This window comes from Kitasatospora sp. NPDC127060, assembly GCF_042724935.1.
Lineage (GTDB): Bacteria > Actinomycetota > Actinomycetes > Streptomycetales > Streptomycetaceae > Kitasatospora.
The window spans coordinates 30,826-46,422 of record NZ_JBHXEG010000078.1 but is presented as its reverse complement, the minus strand read 5'-3'; the positions used below and the strand labels follow the sequence as shown (position 1 = coordinate 46,422).

The following is a 15,597-nucleotide window of genomic DNA, read 5'->3' as shown; positions in this document are numbered from 1 at the left end:
CGCTGTTGAGTTCTCAAGGAACGGACGCTTCCTTCGGACCGCCTTCCAGCGGGCCCTCCGGGCGCTTCGTTCTTTCGTGTTTCCAGCTTATCAGACGTTTTCCGCTCCGTTTTCCGGAGTTTCATTCATCCGATTTCCCGAACTGGCCGGGGCCACTTTCTGCGACGACCACCACGGTAGCGCATTCCGAGGGTTACTCGAAATTCACACTCACACCCTGTCGACGACAACGCCGACGAACCCAACCGAATGGGCTTAGAAGTGCGAGAGTGGGTCTTGCTGAGTGGGGCCGCCTCTCCGGCGACTGGAAGACAGTACCCCTCCCCGGCGCTCCGAACAAAACGCCCGGTCCGGGCCGCACCCACGCGGCCCCGGACCGGGCTGTCACCGGCTCAGCTGCCGGGCGATCAGTGGAAGAGGCGGTCGCCGCTGTTGGCCATGCGGTGGGTGCCGCTGTGGCGGCTCACCCAGTCGCGGACGAGGTTGACGGCGTTGGCGCACTGCCAGCTGTCGTCGTACTCCCGCACGCCGGTGAAGGCTCCGTAGCCCGCGATGATGCCGTCGACCCGGGCGTCGCCGAGCAGCTTGTCGACGTACCAGGGGTCGTTGTAGGTGGCCGTCCAGGACAGCGTGGCGGCGAGCTGGCCCGAGGCCCGGTCGGCCGCTCCCTTCTTCAGCTCGGCGCAGGTGTTCCAGGTGGCCTCGGTGCAGTTGCCGAACCCGTTCTTGATGTCGGTGTCGCCGTAGTCCATCGCCCGGTGGCCGACGGGGATGCCGCCGCCGGAGCGGTTGAAGGCGCCGACGGCCTGGTCGCGGGTGCCGGTGGTGGTCATGCCCTCCAGCGGGCCGAGCCTGCCCTCCAGGCTCTTCCAGCCGCGGCCGCCGACGTCCGGGGTGTTGCCGCCGTGGTACTCGAAGAAGCCGTAGAGGACCTGGATGCCGGCGGCGGTCAGCCGCTGCGCCTTGTCGTGCAGTCCGGCCACGCTGCAGGTGCGGTTGGGCTCCTCGCCGCAGTAGTTCGGGTCCTTGATGTCCAGCCAGACCAGGGACAACCGACGTCCGGCGTTGGCGTTGGAGAGGATGCGGTCGATCATGGCGTCGAAGCCGGGGCCGAGCCGGTTCTCCCCGGCGGAGGAGCAGTCGTGGTAGGCGCGCCACTCGTTCGGGTTCCACCAGGCGCAGACGTCGATCTCGATGCCGTTGGCGCCGTGCTTGAGGGCCGCGTCCACGCCGTCCAGGGTGTCGACCCGGTGGGCGATGGCGTAGACCGGGTGGCGCTGGTCGGCCGCCTGGGCCGGGGACGTCCCGAGCGTGGTGCCACCGATGATTCCGCACAGCGCCGCCGCGAGCGCGGGCAGCGCCCGCACGCCGTTCTTGAGGTGAGTGGTCAAGGAAGGGCACTCCTTCTGGTCGCTTCATCAGCCTGAGGTGAACATGACTGGCCACACCGACTGTACGTCCTCGAACGGTGTGCGGCTCCCGAACGGAACGCGCACACATGACTTCTGACGGCCCGTACGGTGAGGACCACTGCGGCGGGACGGGCCCGGCAGTCGCGATGTCGCACCTGTTCCCCGACCCGGCCCGGTGTCGTACCGTGACCGCGTGACCACGATCCTCAACTCCCGGTACGACGTCGTGATCGTCGGCGGCGGGCACAACGGACTGGTGGCGGCGGCCTACCTGGCACGGGCCGGCCGGCGGGTGCTGGTCCTCGAACGGCTGGCCAGGGTGGGCGGGGCCGCCGTCTCCGCCCGGGTGTTCCCCGGCGTGGACGCCCGGCTGTCGCGCTACTCCTACCTGGTCAGCCTGCTGCCGCGGAAGGTGGTCCGGGACCTCGGGCTGCGGCTGGACCTGCGCCGACGCCGGGTCTCCTCGTACACCCCCGCCGTCCGGGACGGGAAGCCCACCGGGCTCCTGGTGGACGCGGCGGACCCGGCCCGCACCCGGGAGAGCTTCCGGGCACTGACCGGTGGCGACCGGGAGTGGCGGGCCTGGCAGCGCTTCTACGGGATGACCGGGGAGGTCGCCCGCCGGGTGTTCCCCTCCCTCACCGAACCGCTGCCCACCCGCGCCGAGCTGCGTCGGCGGGTCGGCGACGAGGCCGCTTGGCGCTCCCTGTTCGAGCGGCCGCTGGGCGAGGAGATCGAACGGAGCTTCACCGACGACCTGGTGCGCGGCGTGGTCCTGACGGACGCGCTGATCGGCACCTTCACCCATGCCCACGACCCCGAGCTCCGGCAGAACCGCTGCTTCCTCTACCACGTGATCGGCAACGGCACCGGCGACTGGGACGTCCCGGTCGGCGGGATGGGAGCGGTCACGGACGCGCTGGCCGAGGCCGCACTCGCGGCCGGGGCCGAGATCCGGACCGGCTGCGAGGTCACCGCCATCGCCACCGACGGCCGCGGCGACGCCGAGGTCTCCTACCGGCACCGGGACGGCGAGGCGACGGCGGCGGGCCGCCGGGTGCTGGTCAACGCCGCGCCGGCCACCCTGGCCGGGCTGCTCGGCGAGGACGCGGGGCCGGCGCCGGAGGGCTCCCAGTTGAAGGTCAACATGGTGCTGCGTCGCCTGCCCCGGCTTCGGGACACCACCGCCGACCCCCGCGAGGCCTTCGCCGGGACGTTCCACATCGCCGAGGGCTACCGGCAGTTGGAGACCGCGTACACCGAGGCGCTGGCCGGCCGGCTGCCCTCGGCCCCGCCGTCCGAGATCTACTGCCACACCCTGACCGACCCGTCGATCCTCGGGCCGGAGGCCGTCCGGCAGGGGCTGCAGACGCTGACCCTGTTCGGGCTGCACATGCCGGCCCGGCTGTTCGGCGACCCGGCGGCCGAGGAGCGCGCGCTGGCCGCGAGCCTGGCGCAGCTGGACGCGGTGCTGGCCGAGCCGATCGCCGACTGCCTGGCCGTCGACGCCGACGGGCGGCCCTGTGTCGAGGCCAGGACGCCGCCGGAGCTGGAGCGGGAGCTCGGGCTGCCGGGCGGGCACATCTTCCATCGTGACCTCGCCTTCCCGTTCACCGGCGAGGCTGAGGACGCGATGCCGGGGCCGCAGGGCGTCGCCGCTCGTTGGGGAGTGGCCACGGCGCACCCGAACGTGCTGCTGTGCGGGGCGGGCGCCGTCCGCGGCGGCGGGGTCAGCGGCATCCCGGGGCACAACGCGGCGCAGGCCGTCCTGACCGACCCGGCCGTCCGAGCCGCATGAGCTGCACGAGCAGCCGTACGAGCAGCGGGGCCGGGCCGGTCAGGGGGTCGAGGCGTCAGGCGCGGGCGAGCACCCAGCCGCCGAGGCCGTCACAGGCGCCGGCGTTGTAGAGGGTGGAGCGGAAGCCCGGCGGGACGGGCGAGCCCGGGCAGGTCCACAGGCCGACGCGGGCGGTGTTGTGGCGCCAGGCCCCGGCGCCGTCGCAGCCGGCCGCCAGGTGCCCGGTGATCACGTAGCCGGCCACTACCGGGGAGCCCGAGCAGGTCCAGATCCCGTCGTGCGGCAGGCCGTGCTGCCAGCCGCCGATGCCACCGCAGCCGGCCCGCAGGTGGTTGGTGATGACGTAGCCGGGCACGACGGGCGAGCCCGAGCAGGTCCAGATGCCGTCGTGGACGAGGTTGTGGCGCCAGGCGCCGATGCCCCGGCAGCCGGTGGTCTGGTGGTCGGTGATCACGTAGCCGGTCACCACCGGCGAACCGGAGCAGGTCCAGATGCCGTCCTTGGCGGGCTGCTGGTACCAGGAGCCGTAGCCGTTGCAGCCGGTGCTGTCGTGGTCGGTGATGACGTTGCCGGCGGCGACGGGCTGCCCGGAGCAGCTCCAGGTGCCCGCGCCCCACCTCGTCGTCCTGGCCTCCGCCGCGGACATGCCGGAGACCGTGCCGCCCAGGGCGACGGCCGCGATCAGGGCCACGGCCGCCGCGACGGCTCCGGCGCCCCGGCCGACGAACCGGGCGGCCGCGCGCTTCCATAACTGACGAAGCATCATGTTCGTTTTGCTCCAATGGTGTCGAGGAAAGCCGACAGCCCCCGTGGGGCCGGTTCGCCCGGCCCGCCCCGCCCGTCCGGCGGCGGAGCGAGAGCCACCCTAGGTGGTGGTGAGGTGAAAGTTCAGGGGAGGAGTCGAGAATTCCGGCTCCGGGGCCCACCTTGTCCGAAAGCCGTCCTGCCGATCCCCCGTCCTCCCCCGTCCTCCCCCGTGCTCCCGCTGCCTCCCGCTGTCTCCCGCTCGGCCCGGGCATCTCGGCTGACGGGACTTTCAGCAGACGGAGGGATCTTGGCCCGGTCCACGGGTAAGGTGGCCGATCGTGGCCAGTCGTAAAACGTCGATCATGGAAGCAGCCGCGCGGGTGATCGCCCGGCGCGGTGTGCGCGGACTGCGGGTGGAAGAGCTCGCCGCCGAGGCGGGGGTGTCCACCGCACTGATCTACTACCACTTCAAGGACCGCACCGGGATCCTCCGGCAGACGCTGGAGTTCATCAACGACCGGGCCGAGCGCTACACGACCGAACGCGCAGCGGACGCACCGCCGTTGACGGCCCGCGAGGAGCTGGAGCAGACGCTGCTGCTGGAGCTCCAGGACAGCGTGGAGGTCCGCGAGAACAGCACCGCCTGGGGCGAGCTGCGGGCGAGCGCGGTGTTCGACGAGACGCTGCGCGAGGACCTGTCGCGCGCCACCCGGGTCTGGGTGCAGGAGATCGCCGAACTGCTCGGCACCGTGCAGCCGATGTCCTCGGCGGTCGCGCTGGCCGGTGCGGCGGAGCGGCTGACCGCGCTGCTGGAGGGTCTGAGCACCCGCTGGCTCAGCGGCAGCCTGCCGCTGGCGCACGCCCGCACCCTGCTGCTGGACGCCATCGACGGCGAGGTCACCCGGCTCGGATCCTGACCGGGGACCCGACCAAGCCCTGGCCGACCCCTGGCCGAACCGCGCCGCGCCCCACCTGAGCGGGCGGGCGATTCGTCGACTCGTCGATTCGTCACGCTCCGTACCGGCTTCCCAGCCGCGGAGTCATGGCGCGTCGACGGGTTTGACTGATTTTTCAGTCAATGCCAGCCTGGACCCGCAGGCAGGGTGCTGCCGCCGGCCCGTCCCCGTGGTGCGCCGGCGCGTTGCGGCGCGAAGAGTGGTCCCGGCGGTCCCGCACCCTCCTCCGGCACCGTCGCACGAACTGGAGACCCTCATGACCAGCTACCACGACGCCCGCTCCGCCGAGACCTACCCCTGGGTGCCCGCGGACGACGTCCCGCACGCGCGGACCTGGATGTCCTGGCCGTCCCGCCGGGGTGTGTGGGGACTGCGCCTGGGCGGCGTCCAGGAGGACATCGCGCTGATCGCCCGCACCGTCGCCCGGTTCGAACCAGTGGTCATGTGCGCCCCCGACGACTGGACCGCCGACAAGGCCCGGGACCGCTGCGGCCCTGCCGTCGAGGTGATCACCGCCATCCCGACCGACGACCTGTGGATGCGCGACACCGCGCCGGTGTTCCGCCGGGACGGCTACGGCGGCCTGGACGCCGTGGTCCTCAACTTCAACGGCTGGGGCAACAAGCAGGTCCACTACGACGACGCCCGGGTCGCAGAGCGGATCGCCGCCCGCCGCGGCCTGCGCCACACCTACGCGGACTTCGTCGGCGAGGGCGGCGCGATCGAGACCGACGGCGACGGCACGGTGATGGCCACCGAGAGCAGCCTGGTCAACAAGAACCGCAACCGCGGCATGAGCCGGGACGAGATCGAGGCGTCCGTCCTGGAGGCCTACGGCGCGGACAAGATGATCTGGCTGCCCGGCATCAAGGGCCAGGACATCACCGACGACCACGTGGACGTCACCTCCCGGTTCATCCGGCCCGGCGTGGTGATGGTGCAGCTGCCGCCGGCCGACCGCAACGACGAGTGGGCGCGGGACGCCCGCGAGCAGTTCGCGATCCTGTCCGCCGCGACCGACGCCCGGGGCCGCCGCCTGCACGTCACGGTGGTGCACGGACCGGACACCGTACGCTCGCGCAGCTCCAAGTTCGTGGACTCCTACCTCAACTTCCACCTCGTCAACGGCGGTGTCATCACCGCCCAGTTCGGCGACGCCTACAAGGACGCCGCCGCGCGCGAGGCGCTGGCCGCGGCCTTCCCCGGCCGCGAGGTGGTGCAACTCGACGTCGACCGGCTGATGACCGGGGGCGGCGGCATCCACTGCTCGACCATGCACGAGCCGATGCCGTGACCCACCCCGCCCGTCCGACCGCCCGCCCGTCCGCCTGCACAGCACCGACCTCGACCGGAGTACCCGCATGACCAGTGCCCTGTCCCGCCGCGGCGTGATCCGCACCCTCGCCGGCGTCGGCGCCGGTATCGGCGCCCTCGCCTTCGGCCTGACCGCCTGCGACCCCGCCGGCGCCGAGGACCCGGACGGCGCCGTGCCGCCCTCCCAGCAGCCCGGCGCCCCCGGCGTCCGCCGGTTCGGCGCCGAGTGGGAGAAGCACCTGCGCACGGTGATGTCCTGGCCCGCCTCCGAGAACGTCTGGGGCGACCAGCTCCCGGACGTCCGCCGGGACGTCGCCGGCCTGGCCCAGGCCATCGCCGCCCGCGAACCCGTCGTGCTGATGGCCCGCCCCGAGCAGGCGGACGCCGCGCGGAAGGCCTGCGGCCCGGCCGTCGAGGTGGTGCCGATCGCCGTCGACGACCTGTGGGCCCGGGACACCCTGCCGGTGTTCGTGGAGGAGGGCGGCAAGGTCAAGGGCGTCGACTTCAACTTCAACGGCTGGGGCGGCAAGCAGCAGCGCGGCAACGATTCCAAGGTCGCCCGGACGGTACTGGCCAAGTACGGCGTGGAGCGGATCGAGACCCGGCTGGTCGGCGAGGGCGGCTCCTTCGAGACCGACGGCCAGGGCACCCTGATGGTCACCGAGAGCTCCGTGGTCAACGGCAACCGCAACCCGGGGATGAGCCGGGACCAGGTCGAGGCGGAGCTGAAGAAGGTGCTCGGCGTGACCAAGGTGATCTGGCTGGCCGGCGTCAAGGGCAAGGACATCACCGATGCCCACGTCGACTGCCTGACCCGCTTCGTCGCCCCCGGGGTCGTCCTGCTCGACCAGGCCTTCCCCGGCGGCCCGGCCGACGTGTGGTCGCGCGCGGCCGACCAGGCCCGCGGCGTCCTCACGAACGCCACCGACGCGACCGGCAGGAAGCTCCAGGTGATCGAGCTCCAGCAGCCCGACCCGGACCGGATCACCGGACGCGGGGACGCCTTCGTCTCCTCGTACATGAACTTCTACATCGGCTCCAAGGGCGTCTACCTGCCGAAGTTCGGCGACGCCCGGGCCGATGAGCGCGCCCAGCAGGTCCTCAGGCAGTACTTCCCGGGCCGGGAGATCGTCCCGGTGAGGATCGACGCGATCGCGGCCGGCGGTGGGGGCATCCACTGCGCCACCCACGACATCCCCGCCGTGGGCTGACCGGACGGTGGCCGGTCCGGGAACCCTCCACGGGACGGGCCCCGGGCCGGCCACCGTTCGGGCCGGGTCCGGTCGGCGGGCCGGGCCCGGCTCCGTCGGGACCAGGGTCTGTCGGGACCAGGGTCTGTCCGGCGGACAGACCCTAAGCGGCGGGCTGCTGCTGGGTGACGCAGTGGATGCCGCCGCCGCCCGCGCCGAGGTGGTCGATGTTGAGCTGCTCGACCGTACGGCCCGGGAACAGCCGGGCGAGGGCGGCACGGGCGGCGTTGTCGGCCCGGGTGTCGCCGAACTGGGCCGCGATCACCGCGTTGTCGCACAGGTAGTAGTTGGCGTAGGAGCCGACGAAGTTGGGGTCGGTCGAGCGGATCAGGTAGTAGTCGGGGCCCTGGATGGTGCTGACCGACACCGGGGTGCCCTGGGCACTGGTGGCGGAGCCGAGGATCGCGCTGCTGGACTCGCTGGCCGCCACCGTCTGACCGGCCGACACCGTCAAGACCCCGAAGGCGCAGTTGCCTCGGCGGCCTCGGCCCGGCGCTTGCGGTGCTCGACCCTGGTGCCCGCGACGACGGTGAAGGCCAGGCTCGCCGCGATGATCCCCTCCGCCCAGAAGAACGCCAGGTAGTCCATCAGCGAGCCGATCGGCGGCGAGCCGGGCGCCGCGTTGCGCATCCCGATCAGCGCGAACAGGGTCGCGGCCATCCAGCCGAGCGAGGGCCAGACCAGCCCCTGGCCGCCCCGGTAGAGCACCTCGGCCCCGGCCAGTACGGCCAGGGCGAGCGCCCACATCGCGGCGATCATGAACCAGGCCAGGATGAAGGTGCTGCGCCCCCGGGTGACCTTGCCCTCCAGCAGTCGCGCTCCGGAGGTGAGCGGGGTGCTGGTCGGCCGGACCACGAAGAACGGGTCGACGTCCGCGAAGACCAGGCCGACCGGCACTGGGCCCGCGTTGTCCGAGGCCGCGAAGCCGAGGGCGAAGTGGTAGCGGTCGAAGGGGTAGTCGGACTCGGTGCCCTCGTAGAGGTTCGCCTGGACGGCCTGCGGCGTGGCCGGCTCCCCCGGTGCGGCGCGCAGCTCGGTGCGGGCCGCCGAGTGCGCGGTGACGTCGACCTGGCGGGTGAACGCCGTGGAGTCCGGGCCCTCGGCGAGGCTCCCGTGCGGAACGGGCACGACGTAGAGGGTGAGCTCGCCCGTCCCGGGGTCGATCTCCTGGGCGGTGAGGTCCAGTTCGATCCAGTCCCCGCTGGTCGGCAGGGCCAGTTCCCGGGTCTGCTGCCGGGTGTCGCGCTCATTGAGGTAGAGCGCGATGCCGGCCGAGCAGAGCACCGTGAGGAGCAGCAGCGCGAGGGCGAATCGGTTGCCGCGCAGCCGGGCGGGGCCCCTCATGCCGAGGCGGAGGGGGTGGCCGGGCCAGACGTGCTGGAGGAGGCGGCCGTGGCCACGGGCTGCTGCTGGGTGGCGCAGTGGATGCCGCCGCCGCCCGCGGCGATGTGGTTGATGGAGACCTGGGTGACCTTGCGGCCGGGGTGGAGGTCGCCGAGGATGCCGGCCGCTCGGTCGTCGGCGGCCTGGTCGCCGAAGCGCGGGACGATGACGCCGCCGTTGCAGAGGTAGTAGTTGATGTAGGTGGCCAGGAAGTTCTTGCCGGCGCCCTGGATCAGGTCGAGGTCGGGCTCCGGCAGGTCGACGATCTTGAGGCCGCGGCCCTTGGCGTCGGTCGCGGACTGCAGCACCTGGAGGGCCTGGGCGGAGGCGGTGGTCCAGACGTCCGGCGGGGTGTCGGCAGCCGGGCGGTGCAGGACGACGGTGCCGGGTTCGGCGAAGCGGGCGAGGGCGTCGACGTGGCAGTCGGTGATGTCCTGCCCGGCGACGCCCTTGAACCAGAGCACCTTCTCGACGCCGAGCAGTTCCTTCAGGCTCGCCTCGATCTGGTCGCGGGTCCTGCCGGGGTTGCGGTTGTCGTTGACCCAGGAGCTCTCGGTGGCCATCAGGGTGCCCTGGCCGTCCACCTCGATGGCGCCGCCCTCGCCGGTGATCGGCGCCTGGACGCGGGTGATGCCGTAGTGGTCGAGGAGGGTGCGGGCGACCTGGCCGTCGTTGGCGTGGGTCTGCTTGCCGCCCCAGCCGTTGAAGTTGAAGTCGACGCCGGCCGGACCCTGGGGGCCGGTGACGAAGGTCGGGCCGGTGTCCCGGGCCCACAGGTCGTCGACCATCAGCTCCAGTACCTCGACCGAGGCGCCGCAGGCCTGGCGGGCCTGGTCGGCCTGGTCGGGGCGGGCCAGCAGGACGACCGGTTCGAAGCCGGCGACGGCCTGGGCGAGTGCGGCGATGTCCTGGCGCACGCCGGGGAGTTGGTCGCCCCACACCTCCTCCAGGGCCGGCCAGGCCATGAAGGTGCGGGTGTGCGGGCCGGACTCGGCGGGCATCGCCCGGCCGGCGGCCGGCGCCGCGCCCGAGGCCGTGCCGCTCGGGCCGGGCTGCTCCTCCGACGTGCTGCCGGAGGAGCAGCCGCCGGCCAGGGCTAGGGCGGCGAGGGCGGCCCCGGATTGCAGGAGCCCGCGGCGGGACGGCCGGGAGGGAGCCATGGGGCCTCGTTCCGGAAGGTGTCGGGTTCGGCTCCGCAGGCTACTGAAACACCGGTCAGGGTCCGGCGCGGCGTGGCTCCGCCGTCCGGGGGAATCCGCGCGGGCGAAGCCGCTCGATGGTGACCTGCACGGTCGTCCCTTTCTGCGGCGACCGAGCCGGCCTGCGGGGTTCGCCGCCGGCCGGCGCCGTCCGCCGGTGGTGCTGGTTCGCCCGGGTCCGCGGGTCCCACCACCCGCCGGGCCCGGGCCGCCCTACAGCGCGCGGCGCGCGGCGGCGATCCGATCGGGATCCCAGCCGGGCCGGGGGACGGACTCCAGCAGCAGCCTGGTGTAGGCGTGCCGCGGGGAGTCCAGGACGTGGGCGGTGGGGCCGGATTCGACGATCCGTCCGTGCCGCATCACGACGACCCGGTCGGTGACGCAGCGGACCACGCCGAGGTCGTGGGTGATGAACAGGTAGCCGATGCCGGTCTGTTCGCGGATGTCGGCGAGCAGGTTGAGCACCTGGGCCTGGACCGAGACGTCCAGGGCGGCGACCGCCTCGTCCAGGACCAGCACGGCCGGCCGTACGGCCAGCGCCCGGGCGATGGCGACGCGTTGGCGCTGGCCGCCGGAGAGCTGGCGGGGCAGGGCCTCGGCGGCCCGGGTGCCCAGGCCGACCTGGTCGAGGAGTTCCCGGATCCGGGCTGGGTGGTCGGTGTCGGGGAAGTGCAGCCGCAGGGTCTCGCGGAGCACGGCCTCGACGCTGGTGCGCGGGTCCAGGGAGAGGTACGGGTCCTGGAAGACCATCTGGACCTCGCGGGCCCGGGCGATCCGTTCGGCCTTGTTCCGGGCCCGGCCGGTCCGGGCCCGGCCGTGCACCAGCACCGCGCCCGCGTCGGCCTGGTCGAGGCCGACGACGATGCGGGCGGTGGTGGTCTTGCCGGAGCCGGACTCGCCGACGATGCCGAGCGAGCCGCCGGCGTCGAGGGTGAAGGCGACGTCGTCGACGGCCTGCACGGCCCCGAAGGCGCGGTGCAGGCCGCTGACCCGCAGGACGGGCTCAGCCATCGGTACGGCTCCCTTCGAGCGGGTGGTGGCAGGCGGCCGGGTGCTCGCCGCGCTGGGCGGGCACCTGTTCGCGGCACGGGTCGGTCGCGTGGCGGCACCGTGCGGCGAACGCGCAGCCCGTCAACTCCTGTCGCAGGTCAGGTGGTTGGCCGTCGATTGCGGCGAGCCGGCCGGCCGGGGCGTCCAGTGCGGGGGTGGCAGCGAGCAGGGCTGCGGTGTACGGGTGCCGAGGCCGTTCGAACAGCGCGGCGGCGGGGCCGTGTTCGGCGATCCGCCCGGCGTACATCACGTAGACCCGGTCGCTGATGGCGGCGGCGAGGCCGAGGTCGTGGGTGACGAACAGCAGGCCGGTGCCGAAGCGTTCGCGCAGCCGGCCGAGCAGGGCGACCACCTCGGCCTGGCTGGTGACGTCGAGCGCGGTGGTGGGCTCGTCGGCGAGCAGCAGGACCGGGTCGCCCATCAGGGCGGCGGCGATCATCACGCGCTGCAGCATGCCGCCGGAGAGCTGGCCGGGGTAGCGGCGCAGCAGTTCCGGTCCGAGGCCGACGGCTTCGAGGAGTTCCACGGCGCGCCGGTCGGCGTCCGCGGCGCTCATGGTGCCGGTGAGGCGGACGCTCTCGGTGAGGAAGTCCCCGATGCGGCGCAGCGGGTTGATGGCGGCCCGCGGGTCCTGGAAGATCATCGCGGCCCGGCCGGTGCGCAGGGCTCGCAGCCGGGCGGGGTCCATGGTCAGCACGTCCTGGCCGTCGACGAGGACCTTCCCCTCCGTCGTGGCGCCGGGTGGCAGCAGGCCGAGGGCGGCGCGGGAGGTGAGGGTCTTGCCGGAGCCGGACTCGCCGACCAGGGCGACGGTCTCGCCGGGGGCGACGGTGAGGTCGACCCCGTCCAGGACGGGGCGGGCGGTGCCGGGCAGGCGGAGCCGGAGGCCCTGGATGTCGAGGGCGTTCACGTGGTCCTCCGAGTCATCCGAATCATGCGGTCCCCCCGTCTTCACGCGGTCGCCCGTTGTCACGCGGCCCCCGTTCATGTGGTCCTCCGGGCGACCTGGTCGGCCCAACGCTCGCCGACGACGTTGAAGGCGACGACGGTCAGCACGATCAGCGCGCAGGGCAGGATCGCGGAGAGCGGGTAGCCGTGCTGGATCGCGGTCTGGCCGTCGAAGACCATCCGGCCCCAGTCGGGGGTGAGCGCGGGGACGCCGAGCCCGAGGAAGGAGAGGCCGGCGAGGTCCATCAGGGCGTAGCCGAAGTTGACGGCGGACTGGGCGAGGACGATCGGCGCGATGTTGGGCAGGACGTGCCGCAGGCAGATCTGCACCGCGGAGTGGCCCTGGACCTGGTACGCGGAGACGTACGGCCGGGTCCGTTCGGCCAGCACCAGGGAGCGGGTGAGGCGGGAGACGTACGGCAGGTAGGCGATCGCCAGGGCGACGACGGGGGCGAGCAGGCCCTCGCCGTACACCGAGACGATCAGGATGGCGAGCAGCATGCCGGGGAACGCGAAGACCAGTTCGGTGCTGCGGGACAGGACGGAGTCGAGCCAGCCGCCGCGCCAGCCGGCCGCGAGGCCGACCGCGATGCCGGCGACGGTGGAGAAGGCCACCACGCCGAGCGGGCCGAGCAGCGAGGTGCGGGCGCCGAGCAGCAGCCGGGAGAGGGTGTCGCGCCCGGCCGGGTCGACGCCGAGCAGGTGCTCGGGCGAGGGCCCGGCGAGGGCGTTGCCGAGGTCGACGGCGTTCGGGTCGTACGGCGAGAGCCAGGGGGCGAGCAGTGCGGCGAGCACGACCAGGGCGGTGAAGCCGAGGCAGACCAGGTGGAGCGGGCCGCCGGCGGACTTGATCCGGGCGATCCCGGGGCGGCGGGTGAGGCCCGACCGTTGGATGAGACCGGTACTCATGCGCCGGACCTCCTGGAGCCGAGGGTGATCCGGGGGTCGACCAGCGGGTGGATCAGGTCGACGACCAGGTTCACCGTCATGAACAGGGCCACGATGATCAGGGAGATGGCCTGGACGGTCGGGAAGTCCTTGGTGGTGGTGGACAGTTCGAGCAACTGGCCGATGCCGCCGATGCTGAAGGCGGACTCCACCAGGACGGTGCAGACCAGCAGGGTGGAGACGATCAGACCACCGGTGGTCAGCACGGTGCCCAGCGAGTTGCGGAACACGTGTCGGCGGATCACCTCCCGCTCCGGGACGCCCCGGCTGCGGGCCACGGTGACGTGCTCGCCCTCCAGGGCCTCCAGCATGGCCGTGCGGGTGACCCGGGCGAGCATGCCGATGAGGTAGAGCGCGAGGGCGACCGCCGGCAGCGTGAGGTGCCGGAGCATGTCGCCGAGGCCCTCGCCGACGCCGCCGACCGGGAACCAGCCCAGCTTGACCGCGAACAGGCCCTGGAGCAGGACGGCGGCCACGAAGGACGGCGTGCCGAGGGCGATCGTGGTGGTGACCAGGATCGTGGCGTCGGTGGCGCCGCCGCGCACCGCACCGATCCGGCCGAGCGCCAGGCCGATGACGACCACGACCACCAGGGCCATCCCGACCAGCAGCAGGGTGGCGGGCAGCCGGTCGGCGAGCAGCTTGGACACGTCGGTGCGGTAGGTGATGGAACGCCCGAAGTCGCCCTGGAGCACCTGGCCGAGCCAGCGGAAGTACCGGACCAGGAACGGGTCGTCGAGGTGGTACTGCTCGTTGATCGCCTGCAGGGCGGCCGGCGAGGCCGACCGGCCGGACAGCAGGAAACTGGCGGGGCTGCCCGGTGCCAGGTACATCGCGCCGAAGACCACGAAGGAGGCACCGAGCAGGGTCACCGTCATCTCGATCAGCCGCCGGGCGGCGAATCGGAGGAAGCTCACCGAGCGGCCCCCACATCGGCGGCCCACGGGTAGTACATGTACGAGATGGTGGTCGGGGCGCCGGTGATCCGCTTGTTGAGGAAGACGGCGGTGGGCCACTCGGCGACCGGGATCCACAACAGCTGCTGGGAGGCGGCCTGTTGGAGCTTGGCCTCGACCGCGCCGCGCTTGGCCGGGTCGTACTCGGCGGTGGCCTGGTCGACCAGGTCGTCGTAGGCCTTGTCGCTGTAGCCCGCGAAGTTCTGGTAGGCGCCGGTGCGGAAGTTGACGAGCAGGTCGAGCGGGTCGGTGACGGAGTCGTAGTACGTCTCCGGGAACATGTCGACGCCCTCGCGCGCCTTGGCGTCGGTGAACAGCGCGGTGAAGGCGTTCGGGGCGATCGTCTTGAGCTGGATGTCGAGCCCGATCTTCGTCCCGGCGGCCTGGACGGCGGTGGCGAGCAGCGAGACGTCCTGGCCGATGGTGCTGGTGGCCATGACGAGCGTCTTGCCGCTCGCGCCGGCCTCCTTGACCAGGGCCTTGGCCTTGTCGATGTCCTGGGTGGTGGGGGTGAGGCCGCCGAAGGCGCTCTTGCGGACGTCGTCGGGGGCGCCGCCCCAGGCGGCCCGGGTGGTGAGGGAGCCGGTGACGGTGCCGGCGCCGGCCAGGCCGGTCCTGACGAAGCCGGAGCGGTCCAGGGCCAGCGACAGCGCCTGGCGCACCCGGACGTCGCCGAGCGCGCCCTTCATGTTGGTGACGTTGACGTTGACGGTGCTCAGGCCCTCGCCGAAGTAGAGCGTGCCCGGGCCGCTCTTCCGCAGTCGGTCGTAGCTCTCGGTGGGGATCAGGTAGCCGCCGTCGACGTCGCCGGTGAGCATCGCGTTGGTGCGGGCGGAGGAGTCGGTGAGGAAGCTGAACACGACCTTCTTGGACTTGGCCTTGGTGCCCCAGTAGTCGTCGAAGCGCTGGAGTTCCAGCGACTGGCCCTTGGCCCAGGTGCCGAGCCGGTACGGTCCGGTGCAGTCGAGGCTGCCGCTGGTGCCGTAGTCCTTGCCCGCGGCCTCCACCCCGGCCTTGGCGGCGACCACGCCGGCCGCGGTGGCCATGTACTGCGGGAACTGGGAGTCGGGCTGCTTGAGCTTGACGGTGACCTGCAGCGGTCCGGTCCTGGTGACGGCGTCGACGTTCTGGAACACCTGGGCCCAGGCCGCCGCGTTGTCCGGGTTGGTCTGCCGGCCGAGGCTGTACACCACGTCGTCGGCGGTCATCTCGGTGCCGTCGTGGAAGTGCACCCCGGAGCGCAGGTCGTAGACCCAGGTGGTCGGGTCGGGGTTGGTGGCCTTCTCCGCCAGGCCGGGCGCCAGGGTGAGCTGGGGCGTCCAGCGCATCAGGCTCTCGCACACGTTGGAGAGGATGGTGTTCTGCGGGTAGTCGAAGGCCTGGACGTAATCGAGGGTCGGCGGCTCGGCGTAGGTGGCCCAGGTGAAGGAGTCGAGCTCGCCCTTGGCCGGCGGGGTGGTCGCGGAGAGCTGGACGCCCCCCTGGTCGGCGCCGGCACCGTGCGGCGGGCCGGAGCAGGCGGCGACCAGCGCCGCGGCGGACAGCAGGGCGGTGGTGGCGAGGGCGAGCCGGCCCGGGGAGGCGGCTCGTCTCGCGGGGGTGAGGGTCATGAGGGTGGGCTTCCGGTCGGAGCGGG

The 15,597-nt window shown here is 72.7% G+C and carries 14 protein-coding genes; 4 read left to right on the top strand and 10 right to left on the bottom strand.

All coding sequences use genetic code 11. From position 1 onward, the window contains the following. Positions 1-407: 407 nt before the first annotated feature. Entirely contained in the window at positions 408-1,391 is a 984-nt protein-coding gene (locus ACFWIS_RS32280; RefSeq protein WP_380459904.1) for a phospholipase, read from the bottom strand. Positions 1,392-1,605: 214 nt separating this feature from the next. Here ACFWIS_RS32280 and ACFWIS_RS32275 point away from each other — a divergent pair, with 214 nt between their 5' ends. Then, complete coding sequence (locus ACFWIS_RS32275) at positions 1,606-3,210, top strand: phytoene desaturase family protein (protein ID WP_380459906.1); 1,605 nt, start codon at positions 1,606-1,608, stop codon at positions 3,208-3,210. 55 nt (positions 3,211-3,265) lie between these two features. On the opposite strand, the gene ACFWIS_RS32270 is transcribed toward ACFWIS_RS32275, so the two are convergent. Next, the gene (locus ACFWIS_RS32270; protein ID WP_380459908.1) at positions 3,266-3,976 is read right to left on the bottom strand and encodes a hypothetical protein; all 711 of its coding nucleotides are present in this window, start codon (positions 3,974-3,976) and stop codon (positions 3,266-3,268) included. Positions 3,977-4,319: 343 nt separating this feature from the next. Here ACFWIS_RS32270 and ACFWIS_RS32265 point away from each other — a divergent pair, with 343 nt between their 5' ends. The 3 genes from ACFWIS_RS32265 to ACFWIS_RS32255 all read left to right on the top strand — a co-directional run bounded on the left by ACFWIS_RS32265 (position 4,320) and on the right by ACFWIS_RS32255 (position 7,438). Next, complete coding sequence (locus tag ACFWIS_RS32265) at positions 4,320-4,874, top strand: TetR/AcrR family transcriptional regulator (protein WP_380459909.1); 555 nt, start codon at positions 4,320-4,322, stop codon at positions 4,872-4,874. 295 nt (positions 4,875-5,169) lie between these two features. Continuing rightward, positions 5,170-6,207, top strand: a complete 1,038-nt coding sequence (locus tag ACFWIS_RS32260; RefSeq protein ID WP_380459911.1) for an agmatine/peptidylarginine deiminase — start codon at positions 5,170-5,172, stop codon at positions 6,205-6,207. Between the two features lie 67 nt (positions 6,208-6,274). Further along, positions 6,275-7,438: an agmatine/peptidylarginine deiminase gene (locus ACFWIS_RS32255; RefSeq protein ID WP_380459913.1), complete on the top strand. Its 1,164-nt coding sequence runs from the start codon at positions 6,275-6,277 to the stop codon at positions 7,436-7,438. Positions 7,439-7,580: 142 nt separating this feature from the next. Here ACFWIS_RS32255 and ACFWIS_RS32250 read toward each other — a convergent pair whose 3' ends face one another. The 8 genes from ACFWIS_RS32250 to ACFWIS_RS32215 form a co-directional block, all read right to left on the bottom strand. Then, positions 7,581-7,925, bottom strand: coding sequence for an agmatine deiminase family protein (locus tag ACFWIS_RS32250; protein ID WP_380459915.1), 345 nt, complete (start codon positions 7,923-7,925; stop codon positions 7,581-7,583). A 2-nt stretch (positions 7,926-7,927) separates the two neighbouring features. Further along, entirely contained in the window at positions 7,928-8,821 is an 894-nt protein-coding gene (locus ACFWIS_RS32245; RefSeq protein WP_380459917.1) for a DUF4436 family protein, read from the bottom strand. Further along, the gene (locus ACFWIS_RS32240) at positions 8,818-10,020 is read right to left on the bottom strand and encodes an agmatine deiminase family protein (RefSeq protein ID WP_380459919.1); all 1,203 of its coding nucleotides are present in this window, start codon (positions 10,018-10,020) and stop codon (positions 8,818-8,820) included. The genes ACFWIS_RS32245 and ACFWIS_RS32240 overlap by 4 nt, the downstream gene beginning before the upstream one ends. Positions 10,021-10,272: 252 nt before the next feature. Beyond that, entirely contained in the window at positions 10,273-11,070 is a 798-nt protein-coding gene (locus ACFWIS_RS32235) for an ABC transporter ATP-binding protein (protein ID WP_380459921.1), read from the bottom strand. Continuing rightward, complete coding sequence (locus tag ACFWIS_RS32230) at positions 11,063-12,019, bottom strand: ABC transporter ATP-binding protein (RefSeq protein ID WP_380459923.1); 957 nt, start codon at positions 12,017-12,019, stop codon at positions 11,063-11,065. Before ACFWIS_RS32230 ends, ACFWIS_RS32235 begins: the two co-directional genes overlap by 8 nt. A 74-nt stretch (positions 12,020-12,093) precedes the next feature. Next, on the bottom strand, positions 12,094-12,966 hold the full coding sequence (locus ACFWIS_RS32225; protein ID WP_380459925.1) for an ABC transporter permease: 873 nt from the start codon (positions 12,964-12,966) through the stop codon (positions 12,094-12,096). Next, positions 12,963-13,922 (bottom strand): ABC transporter permease, encoded by a 960-nt coding sequence (locus ACFWIS_RS32220; protein ID WP_380459927.1) that lies wholly within the window; start codon positions 13,920-13,922, stop codon positions 12,963-12,965. The genes ACFWIS_RS32225 and ACFWIS_RS32220 overlap by 4 nt, the downstream gene beginning before the upstream one ends. Further along, on the bottom strand, positions 13,919-15,571 hold the full coding sequence (locus ACFWIS_RS32215) for an ABC transporter substrate-binding protein (protein WP_380459928.1): 1,653 nt from the start codon (positions 15,569-15,571) through the stop codon (positions 13,919-13,921). The genes ACFWIS_RS32220 and ACFWIS_RS32215 overlap by 4 nt, the downstream gene beginning before the upstream one ends. Positions 15,572-15,597: the final 26 nt, after the last annotated feature.